Below are 15,329 nucleotides of genomic sequence, written 5' to 3'. Positions count from 1 at the left end.
GGAGCCGGCATGCGCTGGAGTGGACGCCTGCACGACTGGAACGACGCGCGCGGGTTCGGCTTCGTCACGCCGAACGGCGGCGGCGAGCGCGCCTTCGTGCACATCCGCGCATTCGCCCGCGCGCACCGGCGCCCGGTCGATGGCGACCTGCTGAACTACGTGGTGGAGGTCGACGGCCGCGGCCGCCGCAATGCGGTCGCGGTGCGCTTCGCCGATGCGCCCGCGCCCGTCGCGCCGCCGCCGCGCCGCACGAAGCCGTTCCGGGCAACCGGTTTCGCCGCGCTGTTCGCGCTCGCATTGCCCGCCGCCTGTGCGATCGGCCTGCTGCCGTGGAAGGTGGCCGGCGTGTACGCCGCGGCCAGCGCGGTGCTGTATTTCGTCTACCTCGGCGACAAGGCGGCCGCGCAGCGCGGTGGCCGGCGCACGCCGGAGAGCACGCTGCACGGGCTCGCGCTGGTCGGCGGCTGGCCGGGCGCAGCGTTCGCGCAGCAGCATTTCCAGCACAAGCGCAGCAAGGACGAGTTCGTCGGCACGTACGTCGCGACCATCGTGCTCAATCTCGCCGGGCTCGTCGCATTCGCGGTGATGCGCCACAAGGGCGCGTGGCCGGGCTGATGGAGGCGCTGAACGTGCCGACGTCCGTCGCGCTGCTGATCCGAGGCGGCGTGCTCGCCTACCCGACCGAAGGCGTGTGGGGCTTGGGCTGCATACCGTTCGACGGCGAAGCGGTGCATCGCCTGCTGGCGATCAAGCGTCGCCCCGTGGAAAAGGGGCTGATCCTGGTTGGCGCGGATGCCGCGCAGTTCGACGCGGTGGCGGACTGGTCGGCACTCGACGACGCAGCCCGCAAACGCGTGTTCGCCAGCTGGCCCGGCCCGAATACCTGGGTGGTACCGGCCTCGCGCGCGGCGCCCGCGTGGGTCACCGGCGGGCAGGCGGGCATCGCGCTGCGGGTGAGTGCGCATCCCGTGGTCGCGGCGCTGTGCGCGCGGCTGGGCGGACCGATCGTGTCCACCAGCGCGAACCTGTCCGGCGAGCCTGCGGCGCGTCGTCGCGAGGACCTCTCGCCCGCGCTGCTGGCGCTGGTTGATGGCGTCTGCGAGGGCGAGACGGGCGGCCGCGAAACGCCCTCGACCATCCGCGACGCCGTCACCGGCGCGGTGCTGCGCGGCTGAACCGGTGCGAACGCCGGTCGACGGGCGGCTTCCGCCGTCACGGGCAGCGGCGCAAGATCCGCCCATGTCGCGCCTCCTGCCCGTCCTGCTCATCGCCGGCACCGTGGCCCTGCCCGCACCTGCGGCCACGCCGACGGCGCCCGCGCAGGTGACCATCTACCGCTGCACCGATGCGCGCGGCCAGCTGGCGCTGCGCGATTCGCCCTGCCGGGCCGGCGAGCGCCAGGAAGTACGCTCGATGCTGCGGCCGACGGATCCACCGGCGCGGCGTGTCGTCGCCGCGCCCGCGGCGCCTGCAAAGCGCGGTAATGCCGCTGCCGTGCTGCCGCCAACCCGCGTGGTCTACCGCACCGCGCCGCGCCCGCTCTACGAATGCACCACGCCCGACGGCGACCGCTATACGAGCGAAACGGCGGAGGGCAATCCGCGCTGGGTGCCGCTGTGGACGCTGGGCTATCCCGCCGTGGTCGGCGCGCCGGTGGTCGAGGGCGGCTACGGCGCGCGCGTCGAGCATCGCGCGGGCGGCACGCTGATCCGCGCCGACGCCGGGCGCCGCTGGCGCGGGCCGGGCTACCGAACGCCGGTCGCGCTGGGCGGCGCCGGCACCTGGGTGCGCGATACCTGCCAGCCGTTGCCGGCCGCCGAGGTCTGCAACCTGCTGCGCGACCGGCGCGAGGCGCTGGATCGTCGCTGGTTCAGCGCGCTGCAGGGCGATCGCGACGAGATCCAGCGCGAGCAGCGCCGCATCGACGCGCGCCTCGGCGAGGACTGCGCATGAGGCGGTCGGCGCGCGTGCTGCTGGCGGCGCTCGCGCTGGCGCCGCTGGCATCGACCGCGCAGACGGTGATCTACCGCTGCGTCGCCGCCGATGGCGCAGTGACGCTGCAGAACGACGCGAAGTGTCCAAAAGGCACGAAGCAGCAGAAGCGCGTGCTGCCCGTGCCCACGCCGGCACCCGCGCCGCCGATAACAGCGGCGGCGCCCGCGCGGCCGATGCCGGTAGTCGAAATTCCGCAGGCCACGACGGCCAGTCCGGGGCCGGCCGGTACGCCGGCCTCCGCTCGCCCCGAGCCCGATGCCACGACGCTGGCCACGCCACCCCGCCCCGCGCCGCCGCTCTACGTCTGCCTGACTTCGAGCGCCGAGCGTTACTACAGCGCGTCCGCCGAAAGCTCGCGCTGCGCGCCGGTGGCCACGCGCGGCCTCGACGGCGGGCCCGGCGCGGCGGAGGCCTGCGAGATGGTGCAGGACCGCTGCGAGCCGGTCCCCGAGGCCGAGCGCTGCACGGCGTGGGCCGACTGGCGACGCACCTCCGAGCAGGCCTCGATCTTCGATCCCGAACGTGCCGACGCGGCCCGCGCCGATCTTGCCCGGGTGGATGCAGCCGTCGCCGGGAGCGTCTGCGCGCGCTGAACGCGAGGCGCCCACCTGCAGGCCGGCGAGTCATGTCGCGATCGAACACGGGCCAGCGCGTGTCGAACGATGCGAGGACCTCGCCCGACAAACCGACGGGCGAAGTCGCCGCGCGTCGCTAGCCCTCGATCACCTCGACCGGCTCCGGCACCTCCACGGGCACCGGCTCGGCCGGTATCGGCACCGGCGGCGCGGCCGGCGGTGCGGCAACGGGAGGCGCGGCGACCGGCGGCGCGGGCACCGGCTGCACCGGCACGGGCTGCACGTCGATGGGCTCCTCCGACAGCGGGGGCTCCTCCACGGGCACGGCATCCTCGGGCAGCTCGTCGACCACCTCGGGCAGTTCGCCCTCGCCACCGTAGAGCGAATCGTCGGGCAGCACCATCGGCGCCGGCGCGGGCGCGCGCTCCACGCGCAGCACGGCGCCGCCCGGCGGGGCGATGCGCACGGCGCTGGAGGCGAAGTCGCGCCACATGCGCGCCGGCAGCGAGCCGCCGGTGACGCCGCGCATCGGCGTGCCGTCGTCGTTGCCGACCCACACGCCGATCACCAGGTCACCGGTCATGCCGACGAACAGCGCGTCGCGATGCTCCTGCGTGGTGCCGGTCTTGCCGAACGTGGGCTCGCCGCCCAGGCGCGCGGCGCGGCCGGTGCCTCGCTCGACCACCTGCCACAGCATGTCCAGCATCATCGCGCGCAGGCCCGGGTCCAGCGGCGTGGCGGGCGCGACCTTCGCACCGGGCAGGCCGTGCGGGGTGACCGGCGTGGTGCCCTGCGCGAACGCGGCGTACGCCGCGGTCAGCTCCATCAGCGTGACCTCGTAGGTGCCCAGCGCGATCGACGGATCGCGGCCGAGCTCGCTGCGGATGCCGAGGTCCTGCGCGGCGCGCACCACCGCATCCGGCCCGACCTGCTGCACCAGCCGCACCGCGGCGACGTTGCTGGAACGCGCGAACGCGTCGCGCAGCGGGATGCGGCCCTGGTAGCGCCCGTCGTAGTTGGACGGCTTCCAGTCGCCCTCCTCGATCGGCGAGTCGTCGACCAGCGTGTCCGGCGTGGCGCCGGCACGTAGCGCGGCCATGTACGTGAAGAGCTTGAAGGCCGAGCCCGGCTGGCGATGGGCCTGGGTGACGCGGTCGAACTGGCTCTGCGCGTAGTTGCGGCCGCCAACCAGCGCCAGCACCTCGCCGTTCGGGCGCATGGCCACCAGCGCGGCCTGCGTGGCGTTGAGCCGGCGCCCTTCCGTCGCCAGCCAGCGCTTGACCACGCGCTGCGCGAGCTTCTGCATGCGCGCGTCCAGCGTGGTGGTGACACGCACCTCGCCGTAGTCGGCGTCGAAGGCCTCGCGCGCCTGCGGGGCGACCCAGTCGGCGAACCAGGTACCGCCGGTGAGGCGGTCGCCGGGCTTGAGCACCTTGGGATCGCGCACCTTCTTCGCCTCGGCCGCGGTGATCACGCCGGCGTCGACCATCGCCTTGATCACCACGCGCATGCGCGCCAGCGCGGCCTTTCGGTCGTTCGTGGGCGCCAGCTTGCTCGGCGCCTTGACCAGCCCGGCGAGCATCGCCGCCTCGCCGATCGAGAGCTTCTCCGGCTCCTTGCCGAAGTAGTGCCTGGCCGCGGCGCGCAGACCGTAGACGCCGTCGCCGTAATAGATGGAGCTGAGGTAGCGCGACAGGATCTCGTCCTTGTCCAGCCGCGTCTCCAGGTAGAGCGCGATCAGCGCCTCGCGCACCTTGCGGCGGATCGTGCGGTCGGGCTCGAGGAACGCGGTCTTGGCGAGCTGCTGGGTGATGGTCGAGCCGCCCTGGCGCACGCCGCCGGCGCGCCAGTTGCGCATCAGTGCGCGCGCCACGCCGCGCGGGTCGACGCCGAGGTGCTTGTAGAAACGCCGGTCCTCGATCGCGACGATCGCGCCGGTGACGTGCGCGGGCAGCGTCGTCACGTCGACCGGCGCCTCCTTCACCGCGCCGCGCCGCGCGAACGCCTCGCCGTTGCGGTCGACGAGCACGAGCATGGGATCGGGCAGCGGCTCGAGCGCGCGGTCCAGCGGAAGCCGCCATGCGAACCAGGCGAACAGGAGCAACAAGACGCCCAGCACCGCCAGGGCGATGCGCACGGCGCGGCGCTGCAGCAGGGGCGATGGTGGCGTGCCAGGGGTGGACGGGATCGACGCGGGCGTGGACGGCGGGGGCGGCGCGGCGCCGTCCTCGTCATGGGGCAGTTTCGGCATGGCGACGGTGTACCACCCCGCGCGTGATCGCGACAGTCGCGACCGCATCGTCGCGCGTGTAGATGCCGACACGATCACGCTGAAACAGCTGAATCGCGTTAGCCGGGCTTTCACCACATCCAAGCCGGCGGCTAACAGCCGGCTGCCTAGGATCGAACACGGATCGGAGCGATGGACCGTCATCGCCCGGACCGAAAGCGGAACCCGACCTCTTTTCCCCCATTGGCGACCGCGCGTCGCAGACAAGGAGCTTGGACATGGCGAACAACGACGGCAACAACGGCGGACGCAGCAACCGCGGCTTCGCGGCGATGGATCCGCGCGAGCAACGCGAGATCGCCCGCAAGGGCGGCGCCGCGGTCAGCCAGGACCGCGAGCACATGGCCGCGATCGGCCGCAAGGGCGGCGAGGCCTCGGGTGGCGGCAACCGCCGCAACCAGAACAACGCGGCCGCGGGCAACGAGAACCGTGGCGGGATGAACGCCGGCGGCTCGTCGCGCGACCTGTCCGGCGGCATGAACGCCGGTGGCCGCGACATGGGCTGAGGGCACACCGCCCGATTGAACGAAAAGCGCCCCGCGGGGCGCTTTTCACGTTTTGGGCTTCGGGACGCGATCCTGGCTCAGAACCCGTAGCGCAGGAAACCGCCGTCCACGGCGATGCATTCGCCGGTGATGTAGCCCGCCGCCGGCAGGCACAGGAAGGCGACCGCCGCCGCGACTTCCTCCGGCTCGCCCACGCGCCCGAGCGGGGTGCGCAGCAGCACGTCGTCGAGGTACTCGGCGTCGGCCAGCTTTCCCGCCGTGCGCCGCGTGCGGATGTACCAGGGCGCGACCGCGTTCACGCGCACGCCGTCGTCGGCCCATTCGCAGGCCAGGTTCTTCGTCATCTGGTGCAGCGCCGCCTTGGCCATGCCGTAGGGTGCACCGGTGCGCACGTGGGTCAGCCCGGACACGCTGCCCACGTTGACGATGCAGGACTGCGGATGCCGCGTCAGCAGCGGATGCGCGTAGCGCGACAGCTCGAACGCGGAGAACAGGTTGACCTCGAAGATCTGCCGCCACTCGTCGTCGGCGTAGTCGGTCGAGGGCTTGCTGAGGTTGCCGCCGGCGTTGTTGATGAGGATGTCGAGCTCGCCCTCGCCCTGGTCCTCGACCCAGTCCAGCAGCTCGCGGCGCTGCTCGTCGATGCCCACGTCCGCGGTGAACGCCATGACCAGGCGGTCGGGGTATTCGTCGGCGAGGTCGGCGCGCGCGGCGTCGAGCGCATCGCCGTCGCGCGCGGCGAGCATGACGTCGGCGCCGAAGCCCAGCAGTTCGCTCGCGATCGCGCGGCCGATGCCGGCGCTGCCGCCGGTCACCAGCGCGAGGCGGCCATCGAGTCTCCAGCGTGTGTCGTCCATGCGGCCTCCGGCGGGTGGCGCGTAGGATAGCCGGGCACGTACCGCCCCCGTCCGCCGGAGACCGCCATGCCCCGCGTACCCGCCGTCGCGCTACTCGCCCTTCTCGCCGCCTGTTCGAAACCCGAGGTGCCCGAGCGCGACACGCCGGTGGAGCCGCAGGCGAGCGCGCGGCACGACGACCTGAAGCGCGCGATAGATGCCCCGCTGCGGAAGGCGCGCGGCGCGCAGGACGCGGTGGATGCCGCCGCGAAGGCGCAGGACGCGGCGATCGAGCAGGCCGAAGCCGGCTCCTGAGCCTCAGCCCGTCGCGTCGGCCGCGTCGGGGTCGCGGCAGCTGCGCGCGATGCCCAGCAACGCGTCGATCGACGCCGGCTTGCGCAGCACGCGGCAGCCGTAGCGCGCCTTGAGGTCGCGGGAGACGGTGGCGTCGACGTTCGCGCTCAGCACCGTCACCGGGATGTGGCCACCGTCCTCGCGCGAGCGCAGCACGTCGAGGAACTGCCAGCCGTCCATCACCGGCATGGCGAGGTCGAGCAGGATCAGGCAGGGCGCCGCGGGCTCGTCGTCGAGGCGATGCAGTGCGTCCTCGCCGTTGGCGGCGAGGCGCACGTCGAAGCCCTCGAGCTCGAACAGCGTGCGGAAGGTATCGCGGATGTCGGCATTGTCCTCGACGATGAGGATCGCCTTGCCGGGCGTGTCGGTATTCATCGGAATGGCGGCGCGGGCCGCGCGTGACCTCTATGCGGCGACTTTCCCGTGCAGCGGCCATAGCGCGCGTGAAACACGGCCGCGCCGCGACGGCGCGTTCAGCGCGCGAACAGCCTCGGCCGCTCAGCCGGCGATGAGGCGCAGCAGCACGGGCGGATCGACCGGCTTGGTGAGGTGGGCGTCGAAGCCCACCGCATGCGCGCGGGCACGATCCTCATCGCGGCCCCAGCCGGTGAGCGCGATCAGCCGCGCGCGCGCGGTGCGCGGGTCGGCGCGCAGCCGCGCGGCGAGCTCGTAGCCGCTCATGCCGGGCAGTCCGATGTCGAGCAGCGCGATGTCGGGCACGAACTCGTCGATGAGCGCGAGCGCGGATTCGCCGTCGCCGGCGCCGCGCACCTCGTAGCCCTCCAGCCCCAGCAGCGCCTCCAGCATCAGCAGCGCGTCGGCATTGTCGTCGACCGCCAGCACCCGCCTGCCCTGCGCGCGCGCCGCGCCCCCGTCGTCGGATGCGGGCGCGCTCGCGCTCGGCTCGATCACCACCGGCAACTCGGCAACGAAGCGGCTGCCGCGGCCCGGGCCGTCGCTCTCGGCCCAGAGGCGCCCGCCGTGCAGTTCGACCAGACGCCGCGCCAGGGTCAGGCCGATGCCCAATCCGCCATGCGCATCCGAGCCGCGTCCGCGCACGAACATCTCGAAGATGCGCTCGACCTGCGCAGGCGCGAGGCCGAGGCCGTCGTCGCTGACCTCCAGCCGCAGGCGGTCGCCCGCGGTGCGCACGCGCAGCGCGACGTGCCCGCCCGTGGGCGTGAACTTGGCCGCGTTGTTGAGCAGGTTGGTGAGCACCTGCGACAGCCGCGTGTCGTCGACATCGAGCAGGCGGCCGGGCTCGGGCACGTCGATCGCGAAGTCGAGGCCGGCGGCGTCGAGCAGCGGGCGGCTCGCCTCCACCGCGCCGGCCACCAGCGTGCCGACGTCGACCGGATGGCGCTTGAGTTCGATGGTGCCGCGGGTCACGCGCGCCAGGTCGAGCAGGTCGTCGATCAGCCGCACCATGTGGCCGAGCTGGCGCGACATCACGGCGCGCGTGCGCGCGGCGAGCGCCGCGTCGTCGGTGGATTCCAGCAGCGCGAGGCCGGTGCGGATCGGCGCGAGCGGATTGCGCAGCTCATGCGCGAGCGTGGCGAGGAACTCGTCCTTGCGGCGGTGCTCGTGCTGCAGCTGGTGGTAGAGCGTGGCGTTGTCGATCGCCGCGGCCGCGCGGCGCGCAAGGTCGAGCGCGATCGCGACGTCGCCTTCGGCGTAGTGCCGCCCGCTGTCGGAATGCACCAGCGTGAGCACGCCGATCACCGTGCCGCGCGCGAGGAGCGGCACGAGGATGCAGGAGCGCAGGTCCAGGCGCAGCAGCAGGCTGGCATGGTCGGCGTTCCGGGCGCTGCCGCGCAGCATCGCCGGCGTGATGTCGGGCACCCATACCGGCTCGCGCGTCTCGATCGCGCGCCATTCGCCGCCGTCGCCGCGCCGCGGCGGGTAGCGCTCGAAGAGTTCGCGGCCCATGGCCTGGTGCGCGGGATCGGGGTGGTACACCGCCACGCGCTGCAGCTCGCCGCGATCGTCGATCAGGTCGACCGCGAACCAGTCGGCCAGGCGCGGCACCACCACGCGCGCCAGGCCTTCGAGCGTGGTGGCGTAATCGAGCGAGGCGCCGAGGATCTCGCCGGCATCGGCGAACACGCGCGTGACCTCCTCGGCGAGGCGGCGTGCGGTGGTGTCGACCGTGACGCCGAGCATTCGCACGGGCTTGCCGTCGGCGCCGTATTCGACGGTGCCGCTGGTCTGCACCCAGCGCTCGCCGCCGCCCGGTGGGCGCAGGCGGTACTCGATCGGCCCGAACATGCCATCGCCTTCGAGCGCGCGCGCGGTGGCCTCGTGCATCAGTGCCACGTCGTCGGGATGCAACGCCTGCAGGAACACCTCGCGCGGGCCGATGTCGGTGCCGAAGACCTCGCAGGCACTGACCGAACACTCGACGTGGCCGGTGGCGAGGTCCCAGTCCCAGACCACCATGCCGCCGACGGCGAGCGCGCGACTCAGGCGGTCCTCGCTCTCGCGCAGGCGGCGCTCGGCACGACGCGCCTCGGTGACGTCGTCGTGCACCAGCACCACCTCGCGGATCGCGCCCTCGTCGTCGCGCACCGGATACGCGAACGCGCTGACCCAGCGCACCGGATCCGGATCGTCGGCGTCGCCCGCGCCGGGCACGCTGATGCGGCGGTCGTAGGCGATCGCGGGCAGGTACGTGGGCGTGCCGTCGAAGGCGCGGCGCATCAGCGGCGCCAGGCCCGTCTCGGCCAGCTGCGGATCCTGCAACACGTTGTAGCCGTCAAGCTCAGCCAGCCCCAGCCCCCACAGCGCTTCGAACGCGCGGTTGACGCCGAGGGTGCTGCCGTCCGGCGCGAGGCGCTGCGTCGACAGCGGCGACTGCTCCATGATCGCGCGGAAGCGCTGCTCGGACAGTCGCAGCTCCGCCTCCGCGCGACGACGCTGCTCGATCTCGTGCTGCGCGCTGCGGTACAGCCGCGCGTTCTCGATGGCCAGCGCGGCGCGGCGCGCGAGTTCCTCGGCGAGCAGCTGGTCGTCGCGATCGTAGCGGCGCGTCGATTCGGTGATGCCAAGGCTCAGCACGCCGACCACGTCGCCGTGCGCGATCATCGGCGCGGCGATGTAGGAGCGCAGCCCGATCGCCGCCACCAGCCGCGCATGTTCGGCGTCGCGGGTGAGCGCGTCGACCAGGTCTGGCGGGAAGTCCTCGAACAGCTGCGTGCGCCGCGAGGCGAGCGCATGCCCGGCCGGCGCGGGCGATTCGGGCAGCGGGTTGCGCAGCGCGACTTCCTCGAGCAGCGCGCGCTTGGCCGGCAGCACGTGCGCGGTGGCCACGCGGCGCAGCACGCCGTCGTCGACGATGTCCACCACGCAGAGGTCGGCCAGCTCCGGCACCGCCAGCTGGGCGACGTGCTGCAGCGTGCTTTCGTAATCCAGCGACGAGGCCAGCACTTCGCCGGCACGGGCGAGGAAATCGAGTCGATGCAGGGCCTGGGCGGCGGCGGGCGTTGCGTCGGGGGAATCGGAAGGCATGGAGGCCGCGGGCCGGGCGAGGCACCGACTATAGCCAAGCCCGGCGTGTGCATCGTGGTGACGTCGCGACACCAAGGAAAAAGGCGGCCGAAGCCGCCTCGTTCCTCGCTTGCCGGGCTCAGAGCCCGCAGAAGCAGTAGGCCACCGCCATGACCGGCGCCCCGCGGCGCTCGGCCGCGGAGGCCTCGAGGAAACGCAGGTCGCGTGCGGCCTGCGGCGCGGCCTTCGCCAGCAGCGCGCGCGCCATGTCGGACTCGGCGAGCAGGCCGGCACCCATGCGGCTCTGCGCGAAGCCCGTGAAGAACTTCTCGAACGGCGTCGGCGTCTTCTCGATGTAGCGCACGCGGTAGTCGCCGCGCTTGCCGAGCCTGGCGCGCTGCGCCGCGTCGTCCAGCGCCACCTGCAGGCCGCCCATCGCGTCGACGATGCCGCGCTCGCGCGCCTGCGCGCCGCTCCACACGCGGCCCTGGGCGATGGCATCGATCTGCTCGACGCTGCGGCCGCGCGCCTTGGCCACGCGGCCGGTGAAGTCGCGGTAGCCCTTCTCGATCACGCCCTGGATCACCTGGCCGACGCGCGGGTCGAGCTCGCGGGTGAGGTCGAACGCGCCGGCGTAGGGCGTGGTGCCGACGCCGTCGGTGTGCACGCCGATCTTCTCCAGCGCGCGCGGGATGGTGGGGATCACGCCGAAGATGCCGATCGAACCGGTGATCGTCGACGGGTCGGCATAGATGCGGTCGGCATTCATGCTGATCCAGTAGCCGCCGGAGGCGGCGACGTCGCCCATCGACACCACCACCGGCTTGCCGGCGGCCTTCAGGCGGTCGACCTCGCGACGGATCTGTTCGGAGGCGAATACTTCGCCGCCCGGCGAGTTCACCCGCAGCACCACCGCGGCGACGTTGTCGTCGTCATGCGCGTCGCGCAGCAGCGCGCTGGTGGAATCGCCGCCGATCGTGCCCGGGGGCGCGTCGCCGCCGGTGATCTCGCCCTCGGCCACCACCACCGCGACGTGCTTCTCGGGCACCACCTGTTGCAGGCGGTTGTCGAGGTGCGCGAGGTAGTCGTCGAGCTCGATGCGGCGGAAGCCACCCTCGGCGTTGTCGTCGGCCGCGCCGCGCTCGCGCAGCAGGTCCCAGACCTGCTGGCGGGTCTTCAGGCCGTCGACCAGCTTCTGCCGCAGCGCGAGCTGGGCGAGGTCGCCCTGCGCGGCGGCGACGCCGGCCGGCAGGTCGTTGACCGACGCGGTGAGCTGCGCGACGTCGAGCTTGCGCGCCCGGGCGACGTCGCCGAGGTAGCGCTGCCACACGTCGTTCATCCAGAACAGGTCCGCTTCCTTCGAGGCGGGCGAGGCGGCGTCGAGCACGTAGGGCTCGGCGGCGGACTTGAACGTGCCGACCTTGAACAGGTGCACGTCGACGCCGAGCTTGTCCTGCAGGCCCTCGCGGAAGTACTGGCGATAGCGCGACAGGCCTTCGAGCACCACGCCGCCCATCGGATCGAGGTAGACCTCGTCGGCCTGCGCGGCCAACAGGTACTGCTTCTGGTCGAGCTGCTCGGAGAACGCGACCACCTGCTTGCCGTCGGCGCGCAGACGCGCGATCGCGTCGGCGACCTCGCGCAGAGAGGCCATGCCGCCGGCCTGCAGGTCGTCGACGTGCAGGTAGACGCGCTCGATGTTCTTGTCGCGGCGCGCGGCTTCCAGCGCGCGCAGCACGTCGCGCAGCTGCAGCTCGCCGCTGCGGCCGCCCATGCTCTTGGCGAACGCACGGCTGACCGGGTCGCTGGTGTACTGCTCGACCAGGTTGCCCTCCGGCGCGATGACCAGCGTGGTGCGCGGCAGCATCGGGCGGCCGCTGCCGGCCGCCAGCGAGGCCAGCACCATCATCAGCACCAGCAGCAGCAGGCCGAAGAAGAGGATGTTGAGGATCAGCCGGCGCGTGAAGTTCATCACGTCCCAGAGGCCGACGAAGAAGCTCGCGACGGGGCCGCGGCGTACGGAATTCATGGGGAAGATGTCTCGGAAATATGCAGGTACAGGTTACCGGCCCGGGGCGGGTTCTTCATGTCCCGGACGTCACCGGGCCGTTCAGCCCGTGGCCGCGCGGGCCCGGGCGACGCGCTCGGGCCGGCTCGCACGGGCGAAGCGCAGCCCAAGCAGCAGGGCGGCGACGGTGAGCCCGGCGATCAGGCCCGTCCACATCCCGCGCGGCCCCCACACCGGCGCCCCGAAAAGGCCGAGGCCCAGCGTGGCGCCCAGCGGCATGCCGATGCCCCAGTAGGCGAACGCCGCCAGCAGCATCGGCACACGGGTATCGCGCAGCCCGCGCAGCGCGCCGGCCGACAGCACCTGGATGCCGTCGGGGAACTGGAACGCGGCGGCGAAGAGCAGCAGCGAGGCCGCCAGCGCGGCGACCGCCGCGTCGTGCGTGTACAGCGAGACGATCGCGTCGTTGCCGACGAGCATCGCGAGCGCGGCCAGCGCCTGCGTGCCCAGCACGATCGCGTAGCCGGCGAGCGCGGCACGGCGCAGCGCGGCGGGGTCGCGCCGGCCCAGCGCATGGCCGACGCGCACCGTGGTCGCCTCGGCCACCGCGAGCGGCACCATGAAGGCGAGGCTGGCCACGTTGATGGCGATCTGGTGCGCGGCGGCCGGCACCGGGCCGAGCCGGCCGATCAGCAGCGCGGTCACGATGAACAGGCTGCCCTCCATCAGCACGGTCACGCCGATCGGCAGGCCGGTGGCGAGCAGGCCGCGGATGACCGGCCAGTCCGGCGGGTCGAAGCGGCCGAACACATGCATGTCGCGCATGCGCCGCGAGCGCGCGTGCACGACGGCGAAGGCCAGCGCCTGCAGCCACATCATCGCCGCCGACGCGATGCCGAGCCCGCCCGCGCCCATCTCCGGCAGCCCGAGCGCACCGAAGGTCAGCACGTAGCCCAGCGGCACGAGCACGAGCAGCCCGCCGCCGCCGAGCAGCATGGTCGGCAGCGTCCAGTGCAGGCCCTCGGCGAGGTAGCGCATGGCGAGGTAACAGGTCAGCGCCGGCACGCCCCAGCGGATGCCGTGCATGAAGGCCGTCGCGCCGGGCACGATGTCGGCGGCGATGCCGAACGGCGCGAGCGCGGCCGGCGCGAAGGTCAGGAAGGCGAACATCGCAAGGCCCAGCGCGAAGGCCAGCCACAGCGACTGCCGGAACAGCGGGCCGATCGCCTCGCGACGGCCGGCGCCGTCCAGCTCCGAGACCTGCGGCGGCATCGACATCAGCGTGCCCATCGGCACCATCATCGGCAGCCAGAACAGCGCGGTGCCCACCGCCACCGCGGCCAGCGTGGCGGTGCCGTGCTGGCCGGCGATCGAGCTGTCGACGAAGCCGATCAGGCCGGTGGACACGTGCCCGGCCACCAGCGGCGCGGCGAGCGTCGCGGTGCGGCGGATCTCGTGGCGGAACGGGCGGGCCGATGGCGCTGGCGCGGACACGGGAACCTCGGACGCGCGGCGCGCCATCGTAGGGCCGTGCGCGTGCAGCCGCCAGCACGGCTGCAGCCGCGGCGTCGACGTGCTGCAATACAGGCCACACGCGATGGGGAGCGCGATGCACGCCGCCGATACACCGACCGCCTGCGAGAACTGCGGCACCGTCCTGCAGGGCACGTACTGCCATGCCTGCGGGCAGAACTCGCACAACCCGCTGCGCAACGTCGCGCATGCGATCGAGGACGTCTTCGAATCGTTCTGGCACCTCGACGGCCGCGTGTTCCGCACCCTGCGCGACCTGCTGGTGCCCGGGCGCGTGGCCTGCAACTACCTCGCCGGCCAGCGCGTGCGCTACATCCCGCCGCTGCGCCTGTTCGTGGTGCTGACCGTGCTGACGTTCTTCGTCGGGCGGCTGGTGTACGGCGCACCGGACGGCGGCGTGGTCCGCATCGGCGGCAACGAGACGCCAACCAAGGAGGAGATCCGCTTCGACAAGGAGCCGGGCACCACGTTCGAGGACGCGAAGACCATCGAGGACGTCGTCCGCCAGCGCGACAAGGCGCTCGAAGGCATCGCCGAAGGCCAGCGTGCCGTCGGCATGCTGCCGATCGCCGCGCAGGGCATGCAGCGCGCCGAGGCGAAGGTCCGTGCCGACGCCGAGATCCGCATCGCGCAGTTGCGCGCGCAAGGCGCCACTGAAGCACCCGCGGCCGTCAACGGGGACGCGGGCAAAGTGTCGACCGATGCGCGCACGTCCACGACAGCCGCGGCCGGTACCGCGCCGACCTCGCCTGCGACGGAGAAGCGCGACGCCGCGTCGACGCCGGAGGCCGCGGCAAGCACCAGGGACGAGGACGAGGACAAGACGCCCGACGTCGAAGGCGGCATCGACAAATTCGTGCGCGGCATGAGCACGGCGACGCTCCGCGATCCGACGAAGCGCTGGCATCCCGAAACCAATCCCGCCGACGTGAACTGGCTGCCGGCGTTCGGCGACCGCCTGTTCAACCACAAGCTCGAGACCATCGCCAACAACTTCAAGCGCTACACGAGCGAAGAAGGCAATTTCCTCAAGGCGTTCGTCGCCGCGCTGCCCACCGCGCTGTTCCTGATGATGCCGGTGTTCGCGCTGCTGCTGCGGCTGTTCTACATCCGCCGCCGCCATGGCGTGCTCGAGCATCTGGTCGTCGCGCTCTACAGCCATGCCTTCCTGCTGATGGCGATGATGGCCATCTTCCTGCTGTGGGGCATCGGAAGCAGTGTGGTGCAGCCGCTCGGCGCGCTGTTCTACCTGCTGATGACCTTCGTGATCATCTACATCCCGGTCTATCTGCTGATCATGCAGAAGCGCGTCTACGGCCAGGGCTGGCCGAAGACGATCGTGAAGTACCTGCTGATCGGAGGCGCCTACCAGTTCCTGCTCGGCTTCGCGGCCACGTTCGCCGCGCTGCTGCCGTTCCTGGGGGGCGAATGAACGCGGTGGTCTACGAAGTCAGTGCCGACGTCGATGCGGCCATACGCGAGGACTACCTGCGCTGGCTCGGTCCGCACGTGGCGGAGATCCTCGCGCTGCCCGGATTCGCCCGCGCGGACGTGTTCGAGGTCGTCGATCCGGCGTCGCCGGACACGCTGCGCGTGTGCATGCACTACCACCTGGTCGACGAGGCCGCGCTGCAGGCGTATCTGCGCGAGCACGCGCCGCGGCTGCGCGCCGACGGCATCGCGCGCTTCGGCGGGCGCATGCGCGCGCAGCGTCGTGTGATGCGCGCGCTCGACCTCGCTCGCTGA

General features: G+C 72.5%; 13 protein-coding genes and 1 pseudogene. 8 read left to right on the top strand and 6 right to left on the bottom strand.

Going from position 1 to position 15,329, the window contains the following annotated elements; genetic code table 11:
* The first annotated feature begins 9 nt into the window (after positions 1-9).
* The 4 genes from IE066_RS12785 to IE066_RS12770 all read left to right on the top strand — a co-directional run bounded on the left by IE066_RS12785 (position 10) and on the right by IE066_RS12770 (position 2,588).
* Complete coding sequence (locus tag IE066_RS12785) at positions 10-615, top strand: DUF1294 domain-containing protein (RefSeq protein WP_189450540.1); 606 nt, start codon at positions 10-12, stop codon at positions 613-615.
* Complete coding sequence (gene tsaC / locus IE066_RS12780) at positions 615-1,175, top strand: L-threonylcarbamoyladenylate synthase type 1 TsaC (protein WP_189450878.1); 561 nt, start codon at positions 615-617, stop codon at positions 1,173-1,175. Before IE066_RS12785 ends, tsaC begins: the two co-directional genes overlap by 1 nt.
* Before the next feature lie 64 nt (positions 1,176-1,239).
* Positions 1,240-1,953: a DUF4124 domain-containing protein gene (locus IE066_RS12775; RefSeq protein ID WP_189450538.1), complete on the top strand. Its 714-nt coding sequence runs from the start codon at positions 1,240-1,242 to the stop codon at positions 1,951-1,953.
* Positions 1,950-2,588 carry a DUF4124 domain-containing protein gene (locus tag IE066_RS12770; RefSeq protein WP_189450536.1) on the top strand — a complete coding sequence of 213 codons (639 nt, stop codon included), beginning with the start codon at positions 1,950-1,952 and terminating at the stop codon, positions 2,586-2,588. Before IE066_RS12775 ends, IE066_RS12770 begins: the two co-directional genes overlap by 4 nt.
* Before the next feature lie 118 nt (positions 2,589-2,706).
* Here the strand turns inward: IE066_RS12770 and IE066_RS12765 are convergent, their stop codons facing one another.
* On the bottom strand, positions 2,707-4,821 hold the full coding sequence (locus IE066_RS12765; RefSeq protein WP_189450535.1) for a transglycosylase domain-containing protein: 2,115 nt from the start codon (positions 4,819-4,821) through the stop codon (positions 2,707-2,709).
* Between the two features lie 257 nt (positions 4,822-5,078).
* Here IE066_RS12765 and IE066_RS12760 point away from each other — a divergent pair, with 257 nt between their 5' ends.
* On the top strand, positions 5,079-5,366 hold the full coding sequence (locus IE066_RS12760; RefSeq protein WP_189450534.1) for a KGG domain-containing protein: 288 nt from the start codon (positions 5,079-5,081) through the stop codon (positions 5,364-5,366).
* 77 nt (positions 5,367-5,443) lie between these two features.
* On the opposite strand, the gene IE066_RS12755 is transcribed toward IE066_RS12760, so the two are convergent.
* On the bottom strand, positions 5,444-6,223 hold the full coding sequence (locus IE066_RS12755; protein WP_189450532.1) for an SDR family oxidoreductase: 780 nt from the start codon (positions 6,221-6,223) through the stop codon (positions 5,444-5,446).
* A gap of 66 nt (positions 6,224-6,289) precedes the next feature.
* Between IE066_RS12755 and IE066_RS12750 the strand changes: the two genes are divergently transcribed.
* Complete coding sequence (locus tag IE066_RS12750; RefSeq protein WP_189450530.1) at positions 6,290-6,517, top strand: hypothetical protein; 228 nt, start codon at positions 6,290-6,292, stop codon at positions 6,515-6,517.
* A gap of 3 nt (positions 6,518-6,520) precedes the next feature.
* Here the strand turns inward: IE066_RS12750 and IE066_RS12745 are convergent, their stop codons facing one another.
* The 4 genes from IE066_RS12745 to IE066_RS12730 all read right to left on the bottom strand — a co-directional run bounded on the left by IE066_RS12745 (position 6,521) and on the right by IE066_RS12730 (position 13,571).
* Positions 6,521-6,931 (bottom strand): response regulator, encoded by a 411-nt coding sequence (locus IE066_RS12745; protein WP_189450528.1) that lies wholly within the window; start codon positions 6,929-6,931, stop codon positions 6,521-6,523.
* 123 nt (positions 6,932-7,054) lie between these two features.
* Positions 7,055-10,063 (bottom strand): ATP-binding protein, encoded by a 3,009-nt coding sequence (locus tag IE066_RS12740; protein WP_189450526.1) that lies wholly within the window; start codon positions 10,061-10,063, stop codon positions 7,055-7,057.
* Positions 10,064-10,181: 118 nt separating this feature from the next.
* Positions 10,182-12,071, bottom strand: coding sequence for a signal peptide peptidase SppA (gene sppA, locus IE066_RS12735; protein ID WP_189450524.1), 1,890 nt, complete (start codon positions 12,069-12,071; stop codon positions 10,182-10,184).
* Between the two features lie 81 nt (positions 12,072-12,152).
* Positions 12,153-13,571 (bottom strand): MATE family efflux transporter, encoded by a 1,419-nt coding sequence (locus IE066_RS12730; protein WP_189450522.1) that lies wholly within the window; start codon positions 13,569-13,571, stop codon positions 12,153-12,155.
* Between the two features lie 88 nt (positions 13,572-13,659).
* Here IE066_RS12730 and IE066_RS15010 point away from each other — a divergent pair.
* A pseudogene (locus IE066_RS15010) lies at positions 13,660-13,954 on the top strand (DUF3667 domain-containing protein); the annotation flags it as partial.
* A 1,066-nt stretch (positions 13,955-15,020) separates the two neighbouring features.
* Positions 15,021-15,329 carry a DUF4286 family protein gene (locus IE066_RS12720; RefSeq protein ID WP_189450518.1) on the top strand — a complete coding sequence of 103 codons (309 nt, stop codon included), beginning with the start codon at positions 15,021-15,023 and terminating at the stop codon, positions 15,327-15,329.

This window comes from Cognatilysobacter xinjiangensis, assembly GCF_014651995.1.
Lineage (GTDB): Bacteria > Pseudomonadota > Gammaproteobacteria > Xanthomonadales > Xanthomonadaceae > Cognatilysobacter > Cognatilysobacter xinjiangensis.
This window is presented reverse-complemented; position numbering and strand designations above follow the sequence as displayed.